Origin of the sequence: Hafnia alvei (assembly GCF_964063325.1) — a bacterium.
GTDB classification, from domain to species: Bacteria; Pseudomonadota; Gammaproteobacteria; order Enterobacterales; family Enterobacteriaceae; genus Hafnia; species Hafnia alvei_B.
Genome location: NZ_OZ061317.1, coordinates 63,391 through 87,436, shown reverse-complemented (window position 1 = coordinate 87,436; position 24,046 = coordinate 63,391). Strand labels below are relative to the sequence as shown.

General features: G+C 49.0%; 31 protein-coding genes. 22 read left to right on the top strand and 9 right to left on the bottom strand.

Annotation, left to right across the window (positions count from 1 at the left end):
* The 3 genes from AB3Y96_RS23530 to AB3Y96_RS23520 all read right to left on the bottom strand — a co-directional run.
* Nucleotides 1–884: type I-F CRISPR-associated protein Csy2 (locus AB3Y96_RS23530; RefSeq protein WP_367300431.1), on the bottom strand; the 884-nt coding region annotated here is incomplete at its 3' end.
* 44 nt (nt 885–928) lie between these two features.
* Nucleotides 929–1,267 carry a hypothetical protein gene (locus AB3Y96_RS23525; protein WP_336192535.1) on the bottom strand — a complete coding sequence of 113 codons (339 nt, stop codon included), beginning with the start codon at nt 1,265–1,267 and terminating at the stop codon, nt 929–931.
* 99 nt (nt 1,268–1,366) lie between these two features.
* Nucleotides 1,367–1,600 carry a hypothetical protein gene (locus AB3Y96_RS23520; RefSeq protein ID WP_064575686.1) on the bottom strand — a complete coding sequence of 78 codons (234 nt, stop codon included), beginning with the start codon at nt 1,598–1,600 and terminating at the stop codon, nt 1,367–1,369.
* A 258-nt stretch (nt 1,601–1,858) separates the two neighbouring features.
* Here AB3Y96_RS23520 and AB3Y96_RS23515 point away from each other — a divergent pair, with 258 nt between their 5' ends.
* Both AB3Y96_RS23515 and AB3Y96_RS23510 read left to right on the top strand, forming a co-directional pair.
* Nucleotides 1,859–2,485, top strand: a complete 627-nt coding sequence (locus AB3Y96_RS23515) for a ParA family protein (protein WP_064575688.1) — start codon at nt 1,859–1,861, stop codon at nt 2,483–2,485.
* A 42-nt stretch (nt 2,486–2,527) separates the two neighbouring features.
* The gene (locus AB3Y96_RS23510; protein WP_064575690.1) at nt 2,528–2,755 is read left to right on the top strand and encodes a hypothetical protein; all 228 of its coding nucleotides are present in this window, start codon (nt 2,528–2,530) and stop codon (nt 2,753–2,755) included.
* Nucleotides 2,756–2,854: 99 nt separating this feature from the next.
* Here AB3Y96_RS23510 and AB3Y96_RS23505 read toward each other — a convergent pair whose 3' ends face one another.
* The 4 genes from AB3Y96_RS23505 to umuD form a co-directional block, all read right to left on the bottom strand.
* Nucleotides 2,855–3,280, bottom strand: a complete 426-nt coding sequence (locus tag AB3Y96_RS23505; protein WP_367300430.1) for a plasmid partitioning/stability family protein — start codon at nt 3,278–3,280, stop codon at nt 2,855–2,857.
* Nucleotides 3,273–4,250, bottom strand: coding sequence for a plasmid segregation protein ParM domain-containing protein (parM, locus tag AB3Y96_RS23500; RefSeq protein ID WP_064575707.1), 978 nt, complete (start codon nt 4,248–4,250; stop codon nt 3,273–3,275). The genes AB3Y96_RS23505 and parM overlap by 8 nt, the downstream gene beginning before the upstream one ends.
* 268 nt (nt 4,251–4,518) lie before the next feature.
* The gene (gene umuC / locus AB3Y96_RS23495) at nt 4,519–5,778 is read right to left on the bottom strand and encodes a translesion error-prone DNA polymerase V subunit UmuC (protein WP_064575695.1); all 1,260 of its coding nucleotides are present in this window, start codon (nt 5,776–5,778) and stop codon (nt 4,519–4,521) included.
* A gap of 1 nt (nt 5,779) precedes the next feature.
* Entirely contained in the window at nt 5,780–6,205 is a 426-nt protein-coding gene (gene umuD / locus AB3Y96_RS23490; protein WP_064575696.1) for a translesion error-prone DNA polymerase V autoproteolytic subunit, read from the bottom strand.
* 442 nt (nt 6,206–6,647) lie between these two features.
* On the opposite strand from umuD, the gene AB3Y96_RS23485 reads away from it, so the two are divergent.
* From AB3Y96_RS23485 to AB3Y96_RS23415, 15 genes are all read left to right on the top strand, one after another.
* On the top strand, nt 6,648–6,899 hold the full coding sequence (locus AB3Y96_RS23485) for a hypothetical protein (RefSeq protein ID WP_223283632.1): 252 nt from the start codon (nt 6,648–6,650) through the stop codon (nt 6,897–6,899).
* Nucleotides 6,896–7,231 carry a hypothetical protein gene (locus tag AB3Y96_RS23480; protein WP_095661812.1) on the top strand — a complete coding sequence of 112 codons (336 nt, stop codon included), beginning with the start codon at nt 6,896–6,898 and terminating at the stop codon, nt 7,229–7,231. Before AB3Y96_RS23485 ends, AB3Y96_RS23480 begins: the two co-directional genes overlap by 4 nt.
* A 372-nt stretch (nt 7,232–7,603) precedes the next feature.
* Nucleotides 7,604–8,284 carry a DNA methylase gene (locus AB3Y96_RS23475; RefSeq protein WP_046360151.1) on the top strand — a complete coding sequence of 227 codons (681 nt, stop codon included), beginning with the start codon at nt 7,604–7,606 and terminating at the stop codon, nt 8,282–8,284.
* A complete protein-coding gene (locus AB3Y96_RS23470; RefSeq protein ID WP_367300429.1) occupies nt 8,284–8,505 on the top strand; it encodes a hypothetical protein in 222 nt (73 codons plus the stop codon). The genes AB3Y96_RS23475 and AB3Y96_RS23470 overlap by 1 nt, the downstream gene beginning before the upstream one ends.
* A 9-nt stretch (nt 8,506–8,514) precedes the next feature.
* A complete protein-coding gene (locus AB3Y96_RS23465; RefSeq protein ID WP_064575711.1) occupies nt 8,515–8,928 on the top strand; it encodes a DUF1380 family protein in 414 nt (137 codons plus the stop codon).
* 57 nt (nt 8,929–8,985) lie between these two features.
* Nucleotides 8,986–9,786, top strand: a complete 801-nt coding sequence (locus AB3Y96_RS23460) for a hypothetical protein (RefSeq protein WP_336192646.1) — start codon at nt 8,986–8,988, stop codon at nt 9,784–9,786.
* Nucleotides 9,787–10,181: 395 nt separating this feature from the next.
* Nucleotides 10,182–10,688: an antirestriction protein ArdA gene (locus AB3Y96_RS23455; protein WP_064575716.1), complete on the top strand. Its 507-nt coding sequence runs from the start codon at nt 10,182–10,184 to the stop codon at nt 10,686–10,688.
* A 40-nt stretch (nt 10,689–10,728) separates the two neighbouring features.
* A complete protein-coding gene (locus tag AB3Y96_RS23450) occupies nt 10,729–10,920 on the top strand; it encodes a hypothetical protein (RefSeq protein WP_064575720.1) in 192 nt (63 codons plus the stop codon).
* A gap of 735 nt (nt 10,921–11,655) precedes the next feature.
* Nucleotides 11,656–13,032: a DUF3560 domain-containing protein gene (locus AB3Y96_RS23445; RefSeq protein ID WP_064575721.1), complete on the top strand. Its 1,377-nt coding sequence runs from the start codon at nt 11,656–11,658 to the stop codon at nt 13,030–13,032.
* A 46-nt stretch (nt 13,033–13,078) separates the two neighbouring features.
* On the top strand, nt 13,079–13,642 hold the full coding sequence (locus tag AB3Y96_RS23440; RefSeq protein ID WP_367300434.1) for a methyltransferase: 564 nt from the start codon (nt 13,079–13,081) through the stop codon (nt 13,640–13,642).
* A 792-nt stretch (nt 13,643–14,434) separates the two neighbouring features.
* Complete coding sequence (locus AB3Y96_RS23435) at nt 14,435–14,965, top strand: single-stranded DNA-binding protein (protein ID WP_166713725.1); 531 nt, start codon at nt 14,435–14,437, stop codon at nt 14,963–14,965.
* A 45-nt stretch (nt 14,966–15,010) separates the two neighbouring features.
* Nucleotides 15,011–15,256 carry a DUF905 domain-containing protein gene (locus AB3Y96_RS23430; protein WP_064575730.1) on the top strand — a complete coding sequence of 82 codons (246 nt, stop codon included), beginning with the start codon at nt 15,011–15,013 and terminating at the stop codon, nt 15,254–15,256.
* Nucleotides 15,257–15,326: 70 nt separating this feature from the next.
* Nucleotides 15,327–17,372, top strand: coding sequence for a ParB/RepB/Spo0J family partition protein (locus AB3Y96_RS23425; protein WP_367300428.1), 2,046 nt, complete (start codon nt 15,327–15,329; stop codon nt 17,370–17,372).
* Between the two features lie 37 nt (nt 17,373–17,409).
* On the top strand, nt 17,410–17,811 hold the full coding sequence (locus tag AB3Y96_RS23420) for a conjugation system SOS inhibitor PsiB family protein (RefSeq protein ID WP_052959252.1): 402 nt from the start codon (nt 17,410–17,412) through the stop codon (nt 17,809–17,811).
* A complete protein-coding gene (locus tag AB3Y96_RS23415) occupies nt 17,808–18,533 on the top strand; it encodes a plasmid SOS inhibition protein A (RefSeq protein WP_367300427.1) in 726 nt (241 codons plus the stop codon). The genes AB3Y96_RS23420 and AB3Y96_RS23415 overlap by 4 nt, the downstream gene beginning before the upstream one ends.
* A gap of 56 nt (nt 18,534–18,589) precedes the next feature.
* Here the strand turns inward: AB3Y96_RS23415 and AB3Y96_RS23410 are convergent, their stop codons facing one another.
* Nucleotides 18,590–18,772 carry a helix-turn-helix domain-containing protein gene (locus tag AB3Y96_RS23410; protein ID WP_046449696.1) on the bottom strand — a complete coding sequence of 61 codons (183 nt, stop codon included), beginning with the start codon at nt 18,770–18,772 and terminating at the stop codon, nt 18,590–18,592.
* 595 nt (nt 18,773–19,367) lie between these two features.
* Between AB3Y96_RS23410 and AB3Y96_RS23405 the strand changes: the two genes are divergently transcribed.
* The 3 genes from AB3Y96_RS23405 to AB3Y96_RS23395 all read left to right on the top strand — a co-directional run bounded on the left by AB3Y96_RS23405 (nt 19,368) and on the right by AB3Y96_RS23395 (nt 20,999).
* Nucleotides 19,368–19,730 (top strand): hypothetical protein, encoded by a 363-nt coding sequence (locus tag AB3Y96_RS23405; protein WP_043495533.1) that lies wholly within the window; start codon nt 19,368–19,370, stop codon nt 19,728–19,730.
* A gap of 87 nt (nt 19,731–19,817) precedes the next feature.
* Entirely contained in the window at nt 19,818–20,054 is a 237-nt protein-coding gene (locus AB3Y96_RS23400) for a hypothetical protein (protein ID WP_043495535.1), read from the top strand.
* 117 nt (nt 20,055–20,171) lie between these two features.
* Complete coding sequence (locus tag AB3Y96_RS23395; protein WP_367300433.1) at nt 20,172–20,999, top strand: DUF4942 domain-containing protein; 828 nt, start codon at nt 20,172–20,174, stop codon at nt 20,997–20,999.
* A gap of 93 nt (nt 21,000–21,092) precedes the next feature.
* Here the strand turns inward: AB3Y96_RS23395 and AB3Y96_RS23390 are convergent, their stop codons facing one another.
* A complete protein-coding gene (locus AB3Y96_RS23390; protein ID WP_166713689.1) occupies nt 21,093–21,395 on the bottom strand; it encodes a mobilization protein MobC in 303 nt (100 codons plus the stop codon).
* Between the two features lie 282 nt (nt 21,396–21,677).
* On the opposite strand from AB3Y96_RS23390, the gene mobA reads away from it, so the two are divergent.
* On the top strand, nt 21,678–22,022 hold the full coding sequence (gene mobA / locus AB3Y96_RS23385) for a plasmid mobilization protein MobA (protein ID WP_215758353.1): 345 nt from the start codon (nt 21,678–21,680) through the stop codon (nt 22,020–22,022).
* Nucleotides 22,019–24,010: a TraI/MobA(P) family conjugative relaxase gene (gene traI / locus AB3Y96_RS23380; protein ID WP_367300426.1), complete on the top strand. Its 1,992-nt coding sequence runs from the start codon at nt 22,019–22,021 to the stop codon at nt 24,008–24,010. The genes mobA and traI overlap by 4 nt, the downstream gene beginning before the upstream one ends.
* Nucleotides 24,011–24,046: the final 36 nt, after the last annotated feature.

Here is a 24,046-nt window from a genome sequence, read left to right as displayed (position 1 = left end):
TTAAACAAACGACCTCCAGAAATCCTGTGAGTATTCATAAGGATATCTTTCAACTCTGCCGAGTCTGCCTTAGTTTTTAAAAGCAATACTATCTCGCAGTTCGCTACAATCTCTTCTGTGGAATATCCAGGCCCAGGGGTAACCTTACAGGCCCCTTTCACACGTCCAGTTGGAGATGAAGATCTATCGCTAGCTTTATAAAGAGTCAGTTTGGGTACACCAGAAACCCAATCAGCAGACTTAAAACCAAAAGCGAATTCAATGTCTTGACCGATTTTTCGCTCAAGAGAGTGAACAAAACCACCAATTGCTGTTATTGCTGGGAAGCCTGCAGCTACCATTCCGGAAGATATGTTCATGCCTTCGCAACGAGCTGTAAGCTGCACGAAATCCCCTCGCCAATTTCCCTGTGCGATTTTTGCAGGTCCTCTACATAACATCCGAACAGCACCGCTTTGCATGAGTAAAGCTTCACCGTGATTAGCCATCGCCGCAGGTGTCGGCTGAATAACCCATTTTTTAAATAGGAGGTTCTGCTCGTAAAGCCGCTTATATAGCTCGTGTATGACCCCCATGCTCGCAACGGGTGAAACGCTAATATATTGATCATTGCGCCAATCAGTTGGAATCAAAAGTTGTTTCAGTTGAGGATCTTTAATGTCAGGCAACTGTGGCTCAAGCGAAAAATCATTAGGGAGTTTTGCCACCGCTTCTCGCCATATTTTCATTTCTGCAGCGCTGACCGGGGCGGCCCACATTTCCCTGCGCATTTCAATTGTCTGTGAACAAATCATCGAAGGCGGAACTTTGCCCACAATCTTTGCGGCAATAGCTGAGGACTTAATGCGTGCGTTGAACATCTTAGGTGCGTGCGTAGCTATCATGTGTCTAACTCCAATAAAACGACGAATTGGGCTTATTAACTACCCTAACCTTTGAATCCTGATACCCAGCCTTGGCTGAGCATCAAGCCTGCCAAACGTCGCAGTTCTTTTTCATTTTGGAGATTAAACAAGGAGTTAACCGTTATATTATCAGTGTCTTCGTAATACATTACGGTCATTGTCGAGTCTTCCGAGAAAGAGCATTGAGCATTAAATTCGCCGTGTTCGTATTGGGCATCAACAGAGAAGCTATTTTTGTTATAACCGGCGTTTTCTTTGTACTCTTTAATTGCTTCACGAATTGCGAATGCGAGCTTTGCAGCTTGCTCGCTTTCTTCATTAGCAATTTGACCAATGATGAAATCTTGAATGGTATCTTTCATGGCTCAATTTCCTTTTATGCTGCCGCCTGCCTATCAGGTGGACAGTGTGGATGTTAATAAGAGGACATCCACTTTTACTATATTACGACTTCTATCACTTCACTCATCTATCATCGATTCCAACATGTAAAATGTTTGTCCGTTATGTTCATGTTTGGATAAAAAGAACGGAGTCTCAGAAGCAGATTTTTCATTTTTTTTACTACGACAAACTTTGAAGCTTCGTAAGTTTACTGGTGCGCCTTCAGTAGTAATATCACCTGCGACGTCTACAGATGGGCTATCAGTCGTAATAGAAATATGGCCTTCAGTTGTTTCGATAGTGCCTTTCATGACTTTCTCCATATGATGATGTTTTACTTATTATGGTTAGTATATCACCGATTATCACACAAGTCATTAAATCATGATTTAATGAAAGCATGATTTAATTCATGTTTTTATATATATAATTCATTGTGTTATATTTTTCATGTTTTATTGAAATCATTAAATCATGATTTAATGTTGTGGCTAAATGTAAGCTATGTCATAGTGAATGAATTACGTGATTGCTATAATGAAATCATGATTTAATGAAGGGGTGATGTGATGGGAAAGGTTATATCGATTGTTGGCCAGAAGGGTGGTGGTTCAAAAAGTACTGATGCTAGAACGTTAGCCGTTGGATTTACTGATGCTGGATGGAAAACGCATTTAGCTGATATAGATACGAAGCAACAAACTTCCTTGAAGTGGGCGGAACGACGTGAAAAAAGTGGTCTGAGCCAAATTGATTGCGCTCTATATCGTCGTGTAGAAACCGCTATTAGAATGAAAGATAGTTGCCATCTGCTCATTATTGATGGACGTCCTGCCGCTGAAACTACATCTCTCGATGTTGCTGATGAATCTGATCTTGTCATTATCGCTACTGGTACCACTATTGATGATCTCGAGCCATCGCTCGAATTGGCGCGTGAGTTGATTAAAAAAGGCATTGATAAGGAGAAAATTGTATTTGCAGTCGCGAAATCTCCTTCGCCATCTCAAGGCGAAAAAGCTCAGGACACTATAAGAGCGTGGGGCTATAAAGTTCTTAATACAGTCATACCATTTAAAACCAGCTATGGAGAAGCTCTTGACGCAGGAAAGGCGTTGCATGAAACACCATTCAAATCGCTAAACGAAACAGCAAAGCAAATGATAGAAGAAGTTCATGATATAATTAATTCATGATAGCATGATTTAATTATTTCATTTTAGGTTGAGAGGTTATCTATGAAGGGCCCAAAAAATACAATCAAAATCGAACCTCCAAAAGAGGATGAGCCAACTCTGGATGTAACTGGGAAAGGTGCTGCACCGGATTCATCTGTAAAACCAATCCAGATAAAAGTTCCAGTGTCTAAGCATAAAGAAATGAAGGCTTATGCAGCAGAGCAGGGGATATCGATGACGGATATGCTTCTAGCAGGCTATGATATGTATAGGAATAAAATGAAATAATGAAAGTATGATTTCATGATTTCATTATTACAAAAATGATTAATTTTCAGTTGTTTACGGCTCCCAATCTCGCAGGCTGGGAGCCGTAGTGCTCTGATGCTAGTCGTCGTCAGGAAACATACTATTACTGTTAGACCGAGTCTTAATGACGTTGATATCTTCTTCAGATTTAGTGGGTTCGCTCTTAAAACCTTTACTTTTCTCTGCAGTCACCGACTGACCAAGGCGATTAAGTATTGTTTCTACCATCGCATCATCGGGTGAAAATGCATCTGGAATTACGCTACTTATAATTCGTTGAATATCCCTGATGGTTATGTCTTTAGTTGCTAGTTCGGCTATCAGATTAGGAATGCGGCGGTCTATTGCTGCTAAAGCAGCGCCAGTTAACAGAAATGCCCGCATAGTTCGACCTCGCTCTTTTAGACGAGTTTCGTCTAGTAAATCGCTGGCTAACTTATCTCCTATCTCTTCTGTCGGATATAAATTAAACGCTATCTTACGGGCACCATCTGTATTAGCCATTGCTGCTTCCTTCCTTCATTTCTAGCATGCCAAGAACCAGATCAAACTGTGGATTATCACTTGTATAAAAACGAGCGGCTGGGATGTTTGTATTCTTCTGGATATCTTCAGCAATCAATTTCGCGCCCCCTCCTACACACATGATATGTGTATAACCGTTAAACCGATCTATAACATTGAGCACACGATTTACAAGGAGTTTCTTTTTAGCTTCAATTGCGTTAATGACTTGAGTTCTCATCTCGGCATCTGGTAAACGGTGTTCTAACCAACCGTTCTCATCGCGATTTATGATCATCTTATCAGCCTGAAGTGAGCTGATACGAGTATATGATGCCAGTACATTTTTTATGTCATTGGTGATGATAGAAACGCCGATTTTAGGATCGCACCACGTATTGGTTATACCAGACATTTTGCTGCGTACATGGGATACATCCAGTGTCGTACCCCCTAAATCAACAATAAGCAGTGAATCATCATCCTCAAGCCCTGTGAGCACGTTAAATCCTGCAGGTATACTCTCCGGCAGTACTGATACCTTACCTATTGAAAACCCTGATTTATTTCCCTGTAGAGAGACAGTTCGTTTCACGCTGTTTTTCTTACGCGTGATGTTTTCAGTTTTAGGCTGGAAGTCTGAATCAAGATACTCGGATAGTGGGAGAGTTACGACAACGTCGATGTCCTGCGGCTTAATTCCTGATTGGAGTAAGGCGTGATGGATAGCCACTGTATTGACAAGACTGTATTGATAGCGTGTTTCGGTTGTAACAACAGCGTCAACGCTGCCTGGATCAAAGCTAAATTTCTCACCCTCGATTTCATAGTTGGCAGATATTTGATCGCTGAATAAATTTAGCGACCATTCCGGTTTAAAACTGTTAGGACTGATAAAGGTTTTAACTTCACCATTATCTTTCCAAGCGAGCTTAATGTTCGTAGAACCGTCATCAACATATATACGCATCATAAACCTCAAAAAGTCACTAATCATGTTTAAAATACACATATATATTACTATGTATACATATATGTGTTCTTGTTGGGATTTTACAGGCTTAGTGAGTGGTTGTAAATCTCATATCAATACATATATGTGTTTTTAAGTATTATCATATGAGCATTTTATGGTTGATGTTTTTTAGTTGCGCACACCTACATGTCATATATATGACATGTAGGTGTCTTTTGTTAACGAGCTATCTAGCGTGTGACCTGAAGCGTTCTCTGGGGGGTTATGACAAGGCTGCGATAGGGAGATCTTTCCATTGCGTCGTATATGCTGGCGATAGCATTTCTCTTTTCATCCTCCAGCCTTTCTCAATCCCCTGTCCGCCAAACCATACTTTTCCGACACCTGTGCTGTTAATGCGATCGACAACTTTCATCAGTTGTTCACTGTTCGCGCGCGGCGGCGTCTCATCAAACATGTCTATCTGTCCCGGACGACTGCAGAAATCATTGAGCATGATCCCCGCTTTTTGATAGCGATATCCATCCCGCCAGATTTGAGACAGCGCTTTCATCGCAGCTGCGACAATATCGCGCGTATCCTGTGTGGCCAACATCATGATCTGATTAGCACTGTTGCCGTACTGCGGCTCGTTGGCATACGGACTGGTACGCAGAAAAACGCTAACGTGGCGGCAATACTGCTTTTCCTCACGCAGCTTTTCAGCAGCACGTTCGGCGTACTGACATATCGCTTGTTTCATGTCCTGCAGCTGCGTGATGCGTTCTCCAAAACTACGGCTGCAGATGATTTGCTGTTTTGCCGGCAGCGCTTCAATCGATATACAGGGTATGCCGTTTAACTCTCTGATGGTTCTCTCAACAACGACGCCGAATGTTTTCTTCATCAACTGCAAGTTCGCGTCAGCCAGCTGCAGGACCGTTTCGATACCCATTAAGCGAAGTTTTGCTGACAGCTTGCGTCCAATTCCCCATACCTCGTCGACCGGAAGCAGCGCCATCAGTTTGCGCTGACGTATGCGGTCGCTTAAATCGACGACGCCTCCCGTGGCGGGCCAGGTCTTTGCTGCGTGGTTGGCTAACTTGGCCAACGTCCGCGTTTGTGCGATACCAATGCCACAGGTTAGGCCCGTTCGTTGGGCTACGGTCGCCCGAACTCGTCGTCCATAATCAAGATACGGCTCGCTGGCATCGATGCCGGCTATCTGTAGAAATGCCTCATCAATACTATAAATTTCCAGCGACGGTGCCAGTGACTCTAATATCGACATTATCCTGTGGCTGATGTCGCCATATAACGCGTAATTCGAACTGAAACAGGCTATCTGATGCTGTTGAATCAATGCCTTAGCTTGAAAGAATGGGGCGCCTCGTTTGATGCCGAGTGCTTTCGCCTCTCTGTTCGCTGCGACAATCGCGCCGTCGTTGTTGCTAAGCACGATCACCGGTTTTCCCTTCAAGTCGGGCCTAAACAGTTGTTCGCAGCTGGCGTACATCGCATTTACATCGCAGAGCAGGAACATATTAACTTTTGTCCAGCGTATGAATTGCGTGCGTGACTACCCCAAAGATATCCAACTCGTCAGGATCGACAAATATTGGGCTGTAAGCACTGTTCATCGGCTGCAAGCAGAGCTGCGGATGTGTGCAAAGCCGCTTAACCGTGAATTCTCCGTCCACTGCAGCGATGACCGTATCTCCGTGAGACGGTGTCAGGGCGCGGTCTACCACCAATAAATCGCCTGACAAAATGCCCGCTTCAACCATTGATTCACCCTGCGCACGAACGAAGTATGTCGCTGAAGGGTGACGGATACAGAAATCATTTAAATCGAGCTGCGCTTCAATGTAGTCCTGAGCCGGAGAAGGAAAACCGGCCGCGCAGGTATCGCTAAAAAGTGGCAGTTGAAGGCGTGAGGTTGTAATGGCCGTGATGATTTCTGCTTTCATTGTTAAAACTCATAATACTGTATGGATTACCAGTATTATGAGCGGGAATGTTCCTATATGGCAAGTTGGGAAAATTCCTTTTTCCTAATGACGTGTTTTAACTGAAAAAGAATTCGCCATTTTATCTTCCGGTGGCTCAAAAAATAAACAATTGAAGGTTTCTCTTGTCACATCCCTCTCTCGATCGGTTACGGGCAGGTTATCCACAATGTTCTGCAGTCATTATGTGGATAGTCCGTCCTGTGCCGTGCCCGCACTTTAGCCGGGCGGCTGCGTCGTCAAGGGAAGCTATCGCCGGTGCTCGCCCGTTCCTGACGTTAACGGCGCATTCAGCCCGTTAACGTCACGCTGCGGCCTGCGCGCCGCCCCTGACGTCTTCGCCAAAAGCCCGTCTGTTGTGGGGGCACGGCACAGAAGGGTGCCGGATGCTGAGGATATTTCTATGTTGAAACCTGATGTAACCGCGCGGTCAATGACAATCGCTGCCTTTAAAAGCCGACTTTCACGCTACCCCGACGATGCCTTGTGTTGCGGGACGTTCTGGCTGGCCGACGACTTTTTATCCCTCGACGACACGCTCGATGAATACATGATTGAAGCGGCTATGGAGCGTGCGCAAGACAGCCATGATGCCAATATCGGATTAAATTGGGACGCTCTGCAGTGTGCGATTGATGAGGTCAAATCCGTATGAATACGTGGCTTGTTGGATTCGCCGTTGAAATCAGCGGCGTGGAAATGATGGTTTACCATATGGTTTCTGCGCAGACCCCGGAGCTTGCCGAGGCGGGAGCAATGATGATGGGACGCACGTGGTGGGAGGACGGAAAAACTGTTCACGAAGGGTACAGCTGGCGCTGGCCATGCGGGAGTGTTTGGTTTAACAGCATCATTTTGCTCGACGATGTTGAGAACAGTATTGTGCGTGGGCTGAAGTTCCTTGATGCATGGCCTGTGACCGGAACACTGGACGACCCCGTCATCTGTGACGAATACGGTAATGACTGGCGGGAAATAACCCGCTAATTCAGACAGGGCAGAGTGACTGCCCTGTTCTTCGACGTCTGTATATAAGGATGTCGCAACGCTCCTCATCCACGCCGCTGCGCGGGGGACTCCACTGCACGGTGCCAGTGTGCCGCAACCGGTGGCCACGGGGCGGGCGTTTTCTCCGCGCCTGTTCGGCGTCGTTGTGATTTTACGCCATCCAGACGCCCTTTAAGGATCGCCCTTCAAGCCGCTTTCGCGGCATATCCTCGCCGTCAAAAAGCCGACGACTCCGGTATTCCACGGTCAGCTTGACCCGTTACCGGTCACGGCCTACAGGCCCCGTGCAGTAGGGAACGGGAGCCGTGGCGGCTCCCTCCTGCGGGCACCCTAACCCGAGGAGACTTTCTTATGTCACGATTTGTGCAGGGCAATTGCGTCGAAATTATGGCTGGCTTTCCAGACAACGCCGTCGATTTTATTCTCACCGATCCTCCGTACCTTGTCGGCTTTCGCGACCGTCAAGGCCGAACGATTGCGGGTGACGTCACGGACGAATGGTTACAGCCAGCTTGTCATGAGATGTATCGCGTACTGAAAAAAGACGCGCTGATGGTCAGCTTTTACGGCTGGAACCGTGCCGACCGCTTTATTGCTGCGTGGAAAGCCGCAGGGTTTAGCATTGTGGGGCATTTCGTTTTCACTAAAACTTACACGTCAAAATCGGCCTACGTCGGCTACACACATGAATGCGCTTACATACTGGCGAAAGGCCGCCCACGCTTGCCACAACACCCGTTGCCTGATGTGCAAGGTTGGAAATACAGCGGCAATCGGCATCATCCGACCGAGAAGCCCGTCACGAGCTTACAACCGATCATCGAGTCTTTTACCGCCCCTGGCGCGATTGTGTTAGACCCCTTTGCAGGCAGCGGTTCGACCTGCGTCGCGGCCCTTCAAGCTGGACGTCGTTACATCGGCATCGAGCTCCTTGAGCAGTATCACAAAGCAGGGCGCGCCCGTCTTATGACGGTCCAGCGTGCCATGCAACAACCCGCCGCAAATGATGAATGGCTACCGGAGGCTGCGTAATGAACTACGACGGATTCGAAGGACTACGTGCCGACGTGGGGGCACTGGCCAACGCCATGTGCGATTTACGCCAGACGCTCAACGGGCTTGAGCAGCAATACAACTACCAAGCTGAATCGCTGCCGGTACTGTTGGCATCGCAAACCTTACGCCGTATCAATGAGTTATATCTCAAAGCATATTGCGAAGTGTTAACCCTCGATGAATCTTTTAAAGATTAGGAGATAGCCATGTACGGAACACGACAACACATTTGCGCGCAACTTGAAGAAGGCTTTTCTGCCGATACGCCGCTGGCACTCCTGATTTGGACCGCCGACGACATGGCGGCGTTTGCCGAAGGTTGGGATCTCTCACTCAACGACGAGGAAGTGAAAGCGGTGTTAGCCAAAATAGGTGCGATAGACGATCACCATTTAAACGGTGTGGGGGCCGACCTTGCGGGAAACTTGCTCAATGACGTGAAGGACGAAATGCAGCAGGTCACGCTGCCAGCCAGCCTGTTAACCCGCGTGGTGACGTTAGCCGAGCAAGCCTTATGGCCGAAAGAGTGGCAATCACGCGACGAGAACCGCGAGATCCCCGAAGGGATGCAGCACAAACTTAACGACCTGATCCAGATACGCAAATTGTTGCAGTCTTAATCGTTATTCACGCCGCCGTGCGCGGCGTGAATACCCCTTTGATTTGAGGTGCTTCATATGCACGAAAATAATGAAAATACCGCACTCAACGCCCTGATTTGCTATCACGGTAGGGCGCTGATATTAGCGCAGGGATGGCCTGACCATATTGATGTCGTCCAATGCTATCCAGGGCGCTGGCCGGGTTGGATAAGCATTTACGCGCGATTGAACGCCGCCGAGCTGGTGACTGTCTTGCAGCCGTATACCCGCCAGACGTTGGCCCCGATGCGTTATCGGCTGGAAGATGCCATCGACAAGCTAACGGGCAGCCAAGCCGAGTTAGTGCTATATGGCAACCGATACACGCAAGAGCCGATGCTGCCGGGGGACGCAACACAGATTGCCATTCCCTTTGCCGCGCAATGGCTCACGCAGGAGGAACTCACCATTGTCCTAACCTGTATACGCGAGGCGATTATGACGGTATGTGCTCAAGTTTTGGCAGATTCACGACGCATTCAGGCCGCGTTAATGTCAACCGGACAAACGGTGTTTGAGCGCCAGACACGCCGTTTCCGCCTTGTGGCTAAAGAAAGTGACCAGCCGGGTTGGTTGGATGAAAACGACGATACGCTGCCCGAGGTGCTGGACGCGATCCTTAACAAAGGCGCTCGATTTGGCGCTATTGAGCTGTATCTGGTGTGTGAATCAGTTGAACATATTCTTTCCCACGGTCTACAAGAGGATGTGTTGCGTTTGCCTGAATGCCCCCCTCACCAATGGTTGGATTGGACGGTGCTACACGACGTTATCATAGAGGGCCGGCGTGAAATGAATAGCCTGCGCGATGCGCTGGCCGGTGTGAGAGCATCATAAAGGAGGAGGGGCAGTGCCCCTCTTTTTTCGTCTGATACAGGCAATAAGGACGTCGCAGGCTCGGCTATCTATCGGCCAATCCCCGCAGGCTTGGCCGGACAATGAACCGCTCTCTGTTATTGCGGTGTTGTGACGGCTAACGCCGTGCCGCAACTTTAGCCCTGACGTGGCCGATGCAAGGGAGGCTTCGCCGCCGTCGCTATTTATGCCTCTTCCCTGCGTGATTTTCCCGTCGTTCGTGCGCTCAAGCTTCGCGCTCTCACCGTTCAACTCCCGCCGTCCAGAGGCGATGTGTGGAAGGACGGCGCCCTTGCATCGGCCACTCGCCGCAGGGCTGTCGTATCGGCACGGCGTAAGCCGGAGCACAGACGACACTGACCTCGGAGGATTTTATTATGGGCAATGCAACCACCACACCTTCTGTCTACGTGGGCACCTACCACAAATACAACTGCGGCAGCATTTACGGCAAATGGCTAGACCTGACGGATTTTGACGACAGAGCCGAATTTTATGAGGCTTGCCGAGCACTGCATGCCGATGAAATGGATGCAGAATTTATGTTTCAGGACTGGGAAAATATCCCATCAAAGTTCGTCTGCGAAAGTGCTATTGACTGGGATTTTGTCGCTGCTTACCAACGCGCTGAAGCAGAAGGCAGCGAAGCCGCTTTTATCGCGTGGGCGGAGTATACCGGCCAGTGTGATTATGACGCTTTTGATGATGCATATCGGGGCGAGGCAGAAAGCGAAGAAGACTATGCTCTGGAGATGGTTGAGGATAACGGCTTGCTCAATGAGGTGCCGGATCTACTTCGCTGCTACTTCGATTTTAAAGCCTATGCGCGTGACCTGTTCAGCAGCGGCTATGTTTTCCATGACGGTTATGTTTTCACAAACTAAATACTATGCGGCGGTGAAACCGCCGGTTAAGGATATAACGATGAAACTTGCGCCGGAAACCCGCGAAATATTGCGTCAATACAAGGCATTAATTAATGCACGTCGACGTGATTCCGGTCAGCGGGAACTCACGACCCCACAGGTCATGGATGAAATTTGTTACTTCATGACCTGTCAGTGTGCTGTATATATTGGTGGCCATTTCATCTTACAGGGTGGCAAAGGGCAGTAAGTATGATGGCAGGCGTTCGGAGCGCCTGTCTGGCCGTGCCGAAACCCCGTGTGCGCCGTTGGCGCACGGGAAGGTATGCGGTGCTAACGCACCGCTTATCCTCCCGTTTCGTGATGTCAGGGTAGTGTGTTGCGTTGTGTTTCCATACCGACTATGGCTGTTCTTCTTCCTCTCCCCAATTTTTATCTTCTTCTTCATTTTCTTTATCTCACTGTGCGTCGTTCTGCTATTGGTCTTTTTTTCATTGCTCCTTAACACACCCAAAATCACTCTTTGGGGCACCCAAGGCGTGCGCCGTTCCGACACACGACGACTGACACAACTAGTCGCGCCCAGATTTCCGGGCACGCCAAGTTTTACGCAGCCACGCCTGCGCGTCTGCGCCCATTCGGGGTAGAGCCGTTGCTGGAAGGTCAACAGCATCGCTTGCTGTGACCTTATTGGTCACGCCGCTTTCACTGCCGTCGAGGGGACTGCCGGCGCTAAGGGGCGTAACGTCTTCGCTGCCGCTATGCCCGTTACGCGATTGTGTCCTGTTTCACCCTTTGGCGTGTGAACGCTCGTGAGTAACTCCAACCGTCGCTATGTATTCAACCACACTTCCTCGCTCAAGCTGACAAGGCTGGTATGAACGCCTTCGGCGGCCTTGTCAGCGCTCCTTCGTGTGGTTTGAACACGTGTGCGACGGCGAATACTCACAAAAGCATCACTTCAACCCCATAAGGAGATTTAAACATGCCACAACTCAACACCCAAGGCGCGACAGCGAAGCCTACAAATGCATCTTTTGAAAACCACGCACCGACCTATCGTGCAACCTATTCCCCTGACGATAACAAGCTGCGTCTTTATGCATCGCAATATCTCGATGATGAAACCTATTCAAAAGTCCATGCCGTGGGCTTCAAATGGGCACCTAAACAAGGGTTTTTTGTGGCGCCAGCATGGACGCCATCGCGTGAAGATTTGCTGATCTCTCTGGCGGGTGATATTGAGGACGAGGACAGCACCTTGTTTGAGCGTCAGGAAGAACGCGCCGAGCGGTTCAACGACTACAGCTCAAAACGCGCCGCAGAATCAGAGCAGGCGCTCGCGCATGTTGATGCGCTAACGTCAGCCATTCCGCTTGGACAGCCGATCCTCATCGGACATCACAGCGAACGTAAAGCGCGTAACCACGCCAAAAAAATTGATAATGGAATGAAGCGCGTCGTGATGTTGTTTGAACGCGCGGGATATTGGGAAGAGCGCGCGCAGGCATCCCTCAAACATGCCAAATATAAAGAGCGCTCAGACGTTCGCTATCGCCGCATTAAAAAAATCGAGGCTGATTTACGTAAGGCTGAAAAAAACATTGTAGCTTCTGAGAAATTTTTGAAGCTCTGGCGCTCGGATAATCTTGATCTCAATATGGCGCGCGCTATCAGTAATTATGATCATATTTCGTGCTGTTTCACGCTCGAAAAGTACCCGCGCTCGGCAGAAATTAGCCAGTATGAAGGGTTTATGTCCCTGTGGTCAGCCCTAAGTGAGGGCATTATTGACGCCGAACAAGCCCGAGATATTGCGATCCCCAATCATGAAAAAAGCGTGAAACATCGTCAACGCTGGGCGGCGCACTACCGCAACCGCCTAAGCTATGAGCGCGGGATGCTGAACGAAGCCGGTAGCATTATTACCCGTGCTAATGAATTCCAAATCGGCGGGCAGGTGTTAAGCCGCGGGGAGTGGTTGAGCATTATCCGCATCAACAAAAGCAATGGTGATGTGAGCTCGATTGAGACATCTCACTATAGTTTTGTTGGGCTCAGAGGCACGATGAAACTCACCCCTGACCGCATCACAGACTACAAAGCCCCTTCAGATGAAGAAGCGATCGCCGCCAAGAACGCCGCAAAGCGCCCGCCTATCGTCAATTATCAGGAGGAGGGCTTCAAAGCGATGACAAAGGCCGAATGGGCAAAAACGCCATCTGATTATAAGGGTGTGCGTGGCGTTGCTGAAAATGATGAGCATGGCGCGTACCGCTACCGCCGTGTGATGTCCACCGGCTGCACACTGCTAACGGTGTATATAACCGACATGAAAACCGTTGAAATTCCTAAAAAATAATAAGGGTGCTCCCCGACGTTGTCGGGGAGCCATAAAAGGGAACATGATGAATACCGATTTGAAACAGCGCATTGAGACGATGCGCGCAAAACTCGATGAACGCGCCCCAGTGGTTGAAGTGAGCGCGGCCTCTCAGCTTTTTGTGACGCCAGAACCCGCCTGTAAGCGGTTGGTGACACTGGCGGAGGTTAAGAATACTGATTACATACTAGAGCCGAGCGCCGGAACAGGGGCGATTTTACGCGCAATCAAACACGCCGCCCCGTTTGCGCGGTGCGATGCGGTGGAACTTAACGCGGCGTTAGTGGGGCATCTGCGGGGAGCGTTTCCTGGTGTTAATGTCTGGTGCGGCGATTTTATGGAATATGGGCAGGCGGTCCAGTACGACAAAATCATCATGAATCCGCCCTTTAACCATGCGCAGGATATTCGACATATACAGCGCGCCCTGTCGCTATTAAAGCCCGCAGGGCTGCTAACGGCGATTTGTCTCAATGGCCCCCGCCAACAAAAAATACTCAAGCCGTTTTGCGATGTTTGGGAGGAGCTGCCGCGCGGCACGTTTTCATATACCGATGTGGCGACGGCGATAATCAGACTTCGTGCCTAACTGTCTTATTCGATATCAGGCAGGGGAGGTGTCCTCTGTCTGTCCGCGCCGAAAAAAACACGCGCCGTTGGCGCACGGGAATGCAGCGGTGCTAACGCACCGCTTATCTCCCCGTTTCGTGATGTCAGGGTAGTGTGTTGCGTTGTGTTTCCATTCCGACTATGGCTGTTCTTCTTCCTCTCCATGATCTCTTTCCTCTTCGTCTTTTCGATCTTCTTCTGGATATACATCCTTCTGCTGTTGGGGCTGTTTCGCTTATCTCTCCAAAATATACACAAGGGACTTTGGGGCACCCAAGGGCGTGCGCCGTTCCGACACACGACGACTGACACAACTAGTCGCGCCCAAACAAACGGGCACGCCAAGTTTTACGCAGCCACGCAAGGTGTCTGCGCCCATGCGGGGTAGAGCCGTTGCTGGCAGGTCAACAGAATCGCTTGCTGTGACCAGTTGGTCACGCCGCTTTCACTGCCGGCGATGAAGCTGCCGGCGCTAAGGGGGCCAGATAAATCTGGCCTCTTTCCGGTGTCCTTTCTTTACGCCCTATCCTGAGCGCTGTGTTTTCGTGGGTCAGCCTGCGTCAGGGGACGGAAAAGTCAACAGGCCGCGCCAGCGCTGGCCGCATTAATTTTTTTTTCCTCTCAAGTTCGTCTCAAAAAATGAACGCACCCCCTGTGGACTTTACCGCCGCGCCTGTCGCTACCGTCTTCCCACGAAAAGCCCCTCGCCCCGGAAAAATCCGGCAGAGGGAAATACACCAGAAAGAAGCCAGAGGCTTCAAGGAGCAACATGATGGCGAGCAAAGGCGTTAATAAAGTGATTTTAGTGGGACATTTAGGCCAAGAACCCGAAGTACGCTACATGCCGAACGGTGGCGCAGTTGCCAATTTGTCACTGGCTACCTCAGAAACATGGCGCGATAAGCAAACGGGCGAACAAAAAGAAAAAACCGAATGGCATCGCGTTGTGGTGTTTGGCAAGTTGGCTGAAATCGCAGGGGAATATCTGCAAAAAGGTTCGCAAATCTACATCGAGGGCGCTTTACAGACCCGCAAATGGACAGACACACAGGGCATTGAGCGTTACACCACGGAAATTATCGTTAACGTGGGCGGCACAATGCAAATGCTGGGCAATCGTCGTGAAGCCAACCCAACCCCAGCCCCGCAGACCAGCGGTCAGCCACAACAACAGGCAGCAGCTCCCGCAGCTAAAAAAGACGGCAAAGGCAAAAAGTCCAAGGCCGCCGCTCAGCCGGAACCTCAGCCGCCACAGACGGGGGAATTCCCGCCGATGGATTATGACGATTCGATCCCATTCTAGGATTTACCAGCCCTGCGAGAGCAGGGCTTAAACAGGAGAAATACGATGTCAGACATTACCGAGGCCAAGCCATTAAAGTCCCTGTCCGATGGCACCTTCACCCGCGAACACGCAGTAGAGGTCGCCGCGCAGTATGAGAACGTCGCTATCGAAGACGATCAGGGGACGCACTTTCGTCTAGTGGTTCGTAAGAATGGTGAAATGGTCTGGCGTACATGGAATTTTGAACCGGAGGGCGCGTATTGGCTTAACCGCTACATCGTAAATTATGGCATCCGTAAAACGCAGTAAGCAGTAAGTGAGGTGCCGGACGGTGGGCGTCCGGCAGACAATCATCAATAACTTGATAGGAGTATCAACTATGTCAGTGACCAATGCTAAATCAACCCGTAATGCGAGTAAAGCGAGCAAGAAAACTGCCCCAGCGGCACAGGCCGAAGCAGCTAACACCGCGCTGCGTGATATTCCCGTTTCTATGATTACCGTAAGTTCACTCGTCCATTCGACGCTGAACGTGCGTAAACAAGCCCCTGATGCAGCCAAACTGGCAGAGCTTGCCGAGAGCATTAAAGCGGTTGGGGTTTTGCAGAATCTGGTGGCGTTTGAACAGCCAGATGGCCTGTTAGGTGTCGCCGCAGGGGGACGCCGTTTAGCCGCCCTGCAACAGTTATTAGCGGCGGGATATATCGATAATGGCTATCTCGTTCCGGTCAAAGTGGTATCTGAGGATATGGCGGTGACGCTGTCACTAACAGAAAACAGCCATCGTGAGGATACGCACCCCGCCGACCAAATCCGTGCGTTTATGACGCTCAGTGAGTCCGGCAAAAACCCCGCGCAAATCGGCAGTGTGCTCGGCTATACCACGCGCCATGTGCAGAAATGCCTACGGTTAGCGGGGATGGCTCCAGCGTTACTTGAGGCACTGGCCACCGATACTATCAACCTCGATCAGCTGCAAGCTCTATCCGCTAACGAAGACCATCAGCGCCAGTTAAACGTATGGCAGAACGCGCTGGCGGGATATTCTTATGAGCAACGACCGGATGCGCTGCGTCGTGAGGTGTTGTGTGATGAAATCTCCGCCGAAAACAACATTCAGCTAAACTTTGTCGGGCGCGAGGCTTACGAGCAAGCGGGTGGCGATTTTCGCTATGACCTGTTTACCGATGAGGGCTTTATTACTGATCCCGCATTACTGGAACGATTGACGCGTGAAAAACTTCACGCAGCGGCAAAAGAGATTGCCGACGCCGAGGGCTGGAAGTGGTCAGAAGGCCGTTTGTCAAAGGTGCGCAATTACGGCGAAGATGCGCAGCAGTATCGCTTAGAAACACAGCCTGACGCCGATTTGACCGCACAAGAACTGATTCAAATTGCCGAGTGGGAAGCGGAACGAAACGCGCTTGCTGATACGGATGAAAATTTCGACCGTGTTATGCAACTCAATGAAAACATTGAGATGCTCACAGAACAGGCCGAAAACCGCGCATGGCTTTATGTTGATCGCATTCGAGGCGGTGTCGTGGCCTCGCTGACGGATGGCGTTCTCTATATCCAGCGTGGTGTGATGCTGCGCATTGAGGCCGATAATACGGCGAACGTATCCGAGGACACCCAGCAAGAGCCGTTAGTTATCAATAAAAATGTCGATAACGAAAGCCCACGCGATCCCGTTGAGGCTATCAGTCTTCCTCTGCTGACAAAAATGTCATCTGAACGCACTCTTGCGGTACAAGCTGCCTTGTTATTACAGCCTGAAAAAGCGCTGGCGCTACTCGCTTGGCGCTTGTGTACGCATGTGTATTTAGGATGCACAACGACTCGCCACCCGTTCGTGATCGGCTTGACCGTGTCACATTATTCTCTGACGGATAATGCGCCATCGGGTGAGGAAGGAATGGCCTACATTACGTTGATGCAAGAAAAAGCACGGCTGGAAGCGCTCTTACCAGAAGGTTGGGAGAAAGACTTTACCACCTTCTTTACGCTGGATAACTCTGTTCTCATGGCGCTGATGGCCTATTGCACCGCATGCTCGGTTGATGGTGTTCAGACCCGCGACATGGGGCATACATCACGCAGTCCGCTCGATACGCTTGAAACTGCTCTTGATTTCCATATGCGCGATTGGTGGCAACCGACGAAAGCAAACTTCTTCGATCATCTGAAAAAACCGCAAATCATTGATGCCTTGAACGAAGCAGGGCAGACAGGTGCCGCGCGTGACGCCGACAAGATGAAAAAAGGCGATGCCGCCGAACTGGCTGAAAGCAAAATGGGGAGTAATCGCTGGGTTCCTGCTTGGATGTGTACGCCCGATGCACAAAAGCCCGCATCTGATGCACAAAACAGCGTATCTGATGCACAGAACGACGTTGATACTCATATCGCGAACGCCGCCTAACTTGGAGACGCTGCCCGAAAGGGCAGCGGTTTAACACATGAAATTTATTGGAACGTTGTTAAGAAAATCCGAGTTAGACGCGATGAGCGCTGACGAACTGGAACAGTTCGCCGAACGCGGTCAGGACTATCGGCATGTGCTGTCGTGTTCTGTATTGAATATTTTAAAAGTACCGCAGGGATGTGTTGTTGAAGCTGAATACGGCAGCGAGTTTGGCGGGCTATATCCCGTTACGCTAAGGATTGCGCCAGAAGGTGAGTCGCCAGAGGCGGAGTGGTACGTATCGAGTGCAGGAACAGAGTGTGATGGATGGTCTGTTTGCCGAGTTGATAGCGCCGGTCAAGTCGTTGACCTGTACTTTGATGTCCATTTTCAGCCCGATCATCTTAACGCTCTGTTGGCAAAAGAAGCCCAGCACTATCAGGAGGTGGCAGCGTGATCCCTAATCATCTTGCACTCATTCCGCATAACGTCCATCAGTTTGCGGCAACGCAGGCCATCATCGATGTCGAACGCAAGCAGCTGCGCGGCACGCAACTCGGACAACATCCTTATGCGCGAGCTTTATTCCGGCACTTACGCAGCGGCGCAATGCGGATCACTGCCAAAGATATTCGCTTTGCAGCCGGTGACTATTCGCCAAAAGAGCGGGGCGGGGCGTCCAAGTCGGACTATATCGCCGCCCTCGACAAACTGATAGAGACGCGAGGGATGGATTGCCCGCTGCCGCTGTCGGGCAGCGCGGTTAAGCAGTATTTTCCCGATGAGCATTACCGACTATCAGAACGAAAAAATAGACAATGGGAACTGCGGTTTGCCCGTGTCGATAAAATTGAAGCCAAACAGCGCCAGCAAAAGCGCCGCCGCTATCAAACACAGGTGGCGCAGGCACAGATTGAGCTGGCGTTTACTACGCCGAGTGAGCTAGCAGCGTGGTATAAACGCCAAGAACGGCAGGGGATTTTCGATGACGATCTCATTGAATGCGTCCATGCCTGGAGTCAACGTTTCTGCGGTGTACGTAGCCAGGTATTTTTATCAGGACAACCTTTGTGGGCGGTGCTTAACGATATGCATGACGAGCTCGAGAGCCGAACCCCCGTTGAGCAATGGCTGGATACCTTGTTACTGCCTAACAAACTTATGCATCGGGCGTTCTGACAACCATAACTGCCGTCTGGGACGGATGAATTAAGCTGCCTGCAAGCAGGCAGCGCTTAACATCGTCCCTTTTCCGCTCTTGCTGTTAATGCTTCCGTGGCCAACTCAACTATCTTTTCTATTTCTTTGCGACTTTCATAACGTTTGTAAGTTCTTAGGCTAATGTCCAATTCTTCGGCTGCTCTTTCTTGATCCCATCCAAAACCACGACGCCATAAACGAAGCTCAAAACCCGTCATTTTTGTCTCTCTAAAAGTGCCATTTTGGCACTTTATACTAATTCAATTAATGTGATTTGCAATTTTTAATGCATTGTAAAGTGCCAAAATGACACTTAATTAACATGATAATTCGTCATGTACGACGTCATTTTTAAAGACTTACCCCCTAGGGCGTCTCCTTCGGACCGCGCGCTCGTGCTACGCACAGAGCCAGTCTGCGCCTGTCTCTGCCCATACGGGCTTCCCTCGCATGACGCAACCCCGTCGCTTGCATGGCCTTGCGGCCAGCCGCTTTCACTGCCCGACAGTTATCTGTCGGGCGCTAAGGCAGCCAGATGAATCTGGCTTTTCCGTGTCACCTTCCACCTTGCGCCGTCTACGTTTCCTTTTTGCAGATCAGCCTGCGTCACGGGACCTGAAAGTCAACAGGCCGCGCAAGCGCTGGCCGTATTAATTTTTGTCCTCTCAAGTTCGTCTCAAAAATGAACACGTCCCCTGTGGACTTTCACGCCGCGCGTGTCGCTGACCGTCTTCCTGCAAAAACGCCCCGCAGCCGGTTCTACCGGTTCGGAATGACACCAGAAAGAAGCCAGAGGCTTCAAAGGAGAAATCTATGTATCAGACGCTCAACTACACAAATACCGATCGCATGTTGTGGGATGCCGAGGCCGAACATGCCTACTGGCTTGCGCAAGAAAAAAAATCAATTACTGCGCCCGTAGAAATCAGCGTAGCGGCCTTTCACGACGCCGCAGGGCGCTATTTATCGGCTAACTGGATGTATTTTTTTGATGAGAACACAGACAGCGAATCATTTATGAGTGCTGACATGGTGTGCGGGAATGTGACGGATATTTATGTGCGAGTGGGGGCGCGTTACTTCCATTTTTGTGATCGCGAATCCTGCACCCATCAGGCCATTCTTCAACGTATTACACAGGAGGTATTAGCGAAAAATACGAACGTACAGATGTAAAAAAAGCAGGCTTTCGCCTGCTCTCTCATGCTGGTTTTGACCGTATCAAAGATAAACCAGCTTCAATCAATACATGGAGATTTAACCATGAAAACTGAAGTCACGATTATTGCGCCTTGTGCGGCGCATGTAAAGCAAAAACAGCAAAAACGTGTTTACCACGAAGACATTTCACCGCAGGCCATTGCGCCCGCGTTGAAATCCTTTGGGCGGCACATTGTGAAACAACAACGTCGCCGCCAGTCGGTCAGGGTTCCCGCTATGCGTGGGAGTGATTGGGGGCAATTGTTGCGCGCCCTCGAATTAAAACGGGCTTTCGCCTGATTTAACTTTCCGCCTCATGCATAAGCATGAGGCGGTTCTCTGACACGACGAATAGAGGCATGATTTATGCAAAATACGGTTTTATCCCTTCATCATGGTGTCACTGATTCGATTTACATGGATTCCAGCACAGAGCAGGCAGGTGGCTTGATCCCATCAGTGGAAATCGATCGCATTATTTCTATACGTGCCGAAGGATTGAAAAAGTATGCGGATGGACTGGCGATGTTGCATGACGCCAAGGCGTTGTTCTTATCGGTCAGTGGTGATCTCTCTACTGTTAACTTTGGGCAATGCGTTTTCGATGCCGTTCGCTGGGAATCAAATCCAAAACGTGACGACAAGGTGATTAAAAAAGGTATTGATGTTGATATATGGCAATACCTCATGAATGAAACAGGCATGATCACTTTGATGAGTAGTAAGCAACAAGATGCATGGGAAAAGCAGTTACATAGTGATGACATGCCAGAAATCACCCTTGAGACGGTTATTGCAACCTTTACACAGTTGAATGCAAGCAAAAGTGATACGTTTGAGCAAGGTGTTATTGACGTGTTTCGCGCGTTATCATGGGACTATAAAACGAATAATCCGTGTCGTTTAGGTAAGAAAATTATTGTTTCACGTCTGCTTGAAACGTGGGGTAAAGGTTACACAAAAGCAACTTGTAGCAGCGTTGCAAAACTGGATGATTTGGCGAAACCATTCTACGTATTAGAGGGAAAACCAGTACCAGATTACCGCGTTGCAGATGGCGCAAATTTCACTTTATTTTATGACAATCATGGTTTCTCTGGTGAAGTCTATGAAGGGGAATATTTTTTCGTGAAGTACCATAAAAATGGTAATGGTCACATTGTATTTAAGCGCCCAGAGTTGGTGGATAAAATTAACTATATTGTTTCACGCCGCTACCCTGACATGCTACCAGAGCGCGTATGATAGACGCGAAAGCAGAGTTGATGCTCTGCTTTTTTTATTGCCCTGCGATTGCATAATGGTATTGAACCATTACGCAATCGATGCGCCAACCTGCTAGTTTTGAGATTGATTGACGCTTTTTTTACTCTTCGCCACAGCTTTCTTTTTAGAACCACTGCTTGCTGAAAGTAAGTCTCTAATTGCGCGTTCACTGACTACAATTTCACACGTTTCCAATGCGGATTTAATTTCTTTCGCTGAATAGCCTTTTTGTGTCGCTAACGCAACAATCTGCGCGTGAAGACTTTCCAGTGCATCTTTACTCGATATTTTATCTTTGGATAAATCGGGCAATTCATCGAGCTTCATTTTCGCGAGTTCAATCTGATCATGCGTGTAAAAATTCTTTGCAGCCATGCTAATCCACCTTGTTTCACTATTTAAACAGAGTCATTCCGCAATTATACCGATAATGCGTCATTTTAGGTTATCCAATTTACCTCATCATGGTGTCGTGACAAACCAGACCTTGCGGGTCATAATAGATGAAATCCAGTTCAAAATAAGGGACAGGATATGTTTTGTTGAACCGCCTGCACGCAGTCGGCTTCAAAAAACAACCTGGTCAGGGCGAAGCCCCGACACCCCTGATACGATGAACCTCAGACGAACACCGAGCAGAAGGTCACAAAAACTGTCGTGAGCAAAAGTGAAAAACGCAACAGAACAGAATTGCTTCTTGGTATCCGGTGCCTTCCAGAAGAGAAGGATGCCATCAAGGAAAAAGCTAAACTTGCCGGACTCAGTGTCGGTGAGTTTTTGCGTCGTTGCGCGCTTGACCGAAAGATATCGGTAAGAACAGATATCAAGCTCATGAACGAATTGCTGCGATTAGGTGGCCTGCAAAAGCATCTCTATAATGAAATGAAAACACAGATGACACCTGAACTTAGTCGTCAATATTCTGATGTTCTTGTTGAGATTAAAAAGGCGATAGTCGCACTGGATATCGGTGTGTCTCCTGCAGGTAGGGTAGAGAAATGATCCCTATCGTTCCTGAGAAAAGACGCGACAAAAAGAGCAGCTTTCTACAGCTTATTTCCTATCTGACGCTACGTGATGATGTCAAACTTGATGACACCGTTTCACCTGATGCTCCAGTCATTAGAATGCCCCGTTCAAAAGAGGCCATCTTTGATCGTCTGGTTGATTACATCGACCGAAGTTATGATGCCGACTGTCAGGTTGTTCTTCAGGAGTTTCCCGATGGACGACAACAGGTTTTGTCGGGCACCGTTGCTTGTGAAACCAACTGTTTTAGTCTAGATACTGCATCGGCAGAAATGAATATGGTTGCGGCGCAGAACACGCGTTGTGTCGATCCGGTTTACCACTTTATCCTCTCGTGGCCTGTCATTGATACGCCAGCTGATGGCGATATTTTTGACTGCGCACGTTCAGCTATACAAACGTTGGGAATGGAGGGGAATCAGTTTGTCACTGCGATCCATCGCGATACCGACAATGTACATTGTCACGTTGCCGTTAACCGGATCAACCCTATTTCTTACAAGGCTGCAGATCTCTATAACGACGTTGATGTTCTGCATAAAACGTGTCGTTTGCTGGAAATGAAATACGGCTATACACCTGACAACGGTGCATGGGTTAATGACAATGGTCACGTTGTTAGAGGCCAAAATGATTTTAAATCTATCCCGAGGAAAGCACGTCAACTTGAGTATCATAATGACAAAGAGAGCCTTTACTCTTACGCCGTTGATGTGTGTCGGGAACCTGTCGGTGTGATTTTAGGAAGTGGCAAAGCTACATGGGAAAAGTTACATACTGAACTCATTCGTGCTGGACTTGAGATGCGACCTAAAGGCGACGGCCTCGCCATTTACTCACGTCATGACGAACAGGTTACTCCTATCAAAGCGAGTACGCTGCATCCTGATTTAACTCTTCAATGTCTTGAAAAATGGCTCGGCGACTTTGAACCTTCACCTGCTGTTGTTAATGAGTTTGATGATGATGGCATCTATCTCGGCAGTAATTATCCACAGGAATTTGTATACGATGCACGTGCCCACGTTCGTGATCAGGGAGCACGCAGCGAACGTCGTCTTGCCCGTGCGATTGCAAGGGAAGAATTAGATTCCCGCTATAAGGCTTACAAGAACTCATGGGTGCGCCCAACAGCACCAGATACAGACGCCAGTGTTCAATTTAAGGCGCTATCGAATCGTTATGCTTGGAAGAAAGAGCAAGTCCGTCATGTGTTTGACGACCCGCTCATTCGGAAGCTTATCTATCGGACACTTGAGCTAGAAAGACAAAAAGAGTTTGAGTCTTTACGCGATAAAGTGAAGCAGGAAAGGGCAGTTTTTAATGCCCAGCCGGAAAATCGCAGACTAAATTATTGGCAGTGGGTTGAGAAGCAAGCTGCAACACAAGATCAAGCAGCCATATCTCGTTTGCGTGGCCGTTCTTATAAGCTCAAACAGCAACAACGGACTGCGTCATTGTCTGAAAATGCGATTGTGTGCTCAGTCGCTGATGATATTGCGGCCGTTAATATTGATGGATTTGATTCTCGCGTAAATCGAGACGGAACTGTTCAATATTTGCAGGATGGGATAGTCGTTCTGCAGGATACTGGCGACCGTATCGAGATTGCTGATCCTTATCGAGAAGATGGGATTCATATCTCTGATGCGATGCTCATCGCGGAAGAAAAGTCGGGAGAGAAATTATTGTTTAGCGGGGAGGGAACGTTTGTTACTTCTGCCTGTGAGGTGGTGTCTTGGTTTAATGAAGGGGGTGAGAAGCCGCTGACGTTAACAGACCCACAGCAGCGGGTTATGGCGGGTTATGATAAACCTGAAGTACGCGATGATAAGTTTGTGGCGACGCATCGTATCGTTGATGAAGAAACTTATTTGGCCTCGCTTGAGCGCAATGAAGTCAATGATAACCGTGAACGTCATGACCTTAAGCCCAAGAAGAATACGTATCGACCGCACTAAGCTCTAAATTGCAGCAAACAAAAAACCCCGTAAGAG

Bases quoted from the DNA above. Each gene is read 5' to 3' on its own strand.
- AB3Y96_RS23390 (WP_166713689.1), bottom strand. From the start codon at position 21,395: ATGGCTGCAAAGAATTTTTACACGCATGATCAGATTGAACTCGCGAAA.
- AB3Y96_RS23485 (WP_223283632.1), top strand. From the start codon at position 6,648: ATGTTGAAACCTGATGTAACCGCGCGGTCAATGACAATCGCTGCCTTT.
- AB3Y96_RS23515 (WP_064575688.1), top strand. From the start codon at position 1,859: ATGGGAAAGGTTATATCGATTGTTGGCCAGAAGGGTGGTGGTTCAAAA.
- AB3Y96_RS23395 (WP_367300433.1), top strand. From the start codon at position 20,172: ATGGATTCCAGCACAGAGCAGGCAGGTGGCTTGATCCCATCAGTGGAA.
- AB3Y96_RS23475 (WP_046360151.1), top strand. From the start codon at position 7,604: ATGTCACGATTTGTGCAGGGCAATTGCGTCGAAATTATGGCTGGCTTT.
- AB3Y96_RS23410 (WP_046449696.1), bottom strand. From the start codon at position 18,772: ATGACGGGTTTTGAGCTTCGTTTATGGCGTCGTGGTTTTGGATGGGAT.
- umuD (WP_064575696.1), bottom strand. From the start codon at position 6,205: ATGAAAGCAGAAATCATCACGGCCATTACAACCTCACGCCTTCAACTG.
- umuC (WP_064575695.1), bottom strand. From the start codon at position 5,778: ATGTTCCTGCTCTGCGATGTAAATGCGATGTACGCCAGCTGCGAACAA.
- AB3Y96_RS23400 (WP_043495535.1), top strand. From the start codon at position 19,818: ATGAAAACTGAAGTCACGATTATTGCGCCTTGTGCGGCGCATGTAAAG.
- AB3Y96_RS23405 (WP_043495533.1), top strand. From the start codon at position 19,368: ATGTATCAGACGCTCAACTACACAAATACCGATCGCATGTTGTGGGAT.
- AB3Y96_RS23440 (WP_367300434.1), top strand. From the start codon at position 13,079: ATGAATACCGATTTGAAACAGCGCATTGAGACGATGCGCGCAAAACTC.
- AB3Y96_RS23450 (WP_064575720.1), top strand. From the start codon at position 10,729: ATGAAACTTGCGCCGGAAACCCGCGAAATATTGCGTCAATACAAGGCA.
- AB3Y96_RS23480 (WP_095661812.1), top strand. From the start codon at position 6,896: ATGAATACGTGGCTTGTTGGATTCGCCGTTGAAATCAGCGGCGTGGAA.
- AB3Y96_RS23465 (WP_064575711.1), top strand. From the start codon at position 8,515: ATGTACGGAACACGACAACACATTTGCGCGCAACTTGAAGAAGGCTTT.
- AB3Y96_RS23525 (WP_336192535.1), bottom strand. From the start codon at position 1,267: ATGAAAGATACCATTCAAGATTTCATCATTGGTCAAATTGCTAATGAA.
- AB3Y96_RS23460 (WP_336192646.1), top strand. From the start codon at position 8,986: ATGCACGAAAATAATGAAAATACCGCACTCAACGCCCTGATTTGCTAT.
- AB3Y96_RS23510 (WP_064575690.1), top strand. From the start codon at position 2,528: ATGAAGGGCCCAAAAAATACAATCAAAATCGAACCTCCAAAAGAGGAT.
- AB3Y96_RS23455 (WP_064575716.1), top strand. From the start codon at position 10,182: ATGGGCAATGCAACCACCACACCTTCTGTCTACGTGGGCACCTACCAC.
- AB3Y96_RS23520 (WP_064575686.1), bottom strand. From the start codon at position 1,600: ATGAAAGGCACTATCGAAACAACTGAAGGCCATATTTCTATTACGACT.
- AB3Y96_RS23445 (WP_064575721.1), top strand. From the start codon at position 11,656: ATGCCACAACTCAACACCCAAGGCGCGACAGCGAAGCCTACAAATGCA.
- parM (WP_064575707.1), bottom strand. From the start codon at position 4,250: ATGCGTATATATGTTGATGACGGTTCTACGAACATTAAGCTCGCTTGG.
- AB3Y96_RS23420 (WP_052959252.1), top strand. From the start codon at position 17,410: ATGAAATTTATTGGAACGTTGTTAAGAAAATCCGAGTTAGACGCGATG.
- AB3Y96_RS23430 (WP_064575730.1), top strand. From the start codon at position 15,011: ATGTCAGACATTACCGAGGCCAAGCCATTAAAGTCCCTGTCCGATGGC.
- AB3Y96_RS23435 (WP_166713725.1), top strand. From the start codon at position 14,435: ATGGCGAGCAAAGGCGTTAATAAAGTGATTTTAGTGGGACATTTAGGC.
- traI (WP_367300426.1), top strand. From the start codon at position 22,019: ATGATCCCTATCGTTCCTGAGAAAAGACGCGACAAAAAGAGCAGCTTT.
- AB3Y96_RS23470 (WP_367300429.1), top strand. From the start codon at position 8,284: ATGAACTACGACGGATTCGAAGGACTACGTGCCGACGTGGGGGCACTG.
- AB3Y96_RS23505 (WP_367300430.1), bottom strand. From the start codon at position 3,280: ATGGCTAATACAGATGGTGCCCGTAAGATAGCGTTTAATTTATATCCG.
- AB3Y96_RS23425 (WP_367300428.1), top strand. From the start codon at position 15,327: ATGTCAGTGACCAATGCTAAATCAACCCGTAATGCGAGTAAAGCGAGC.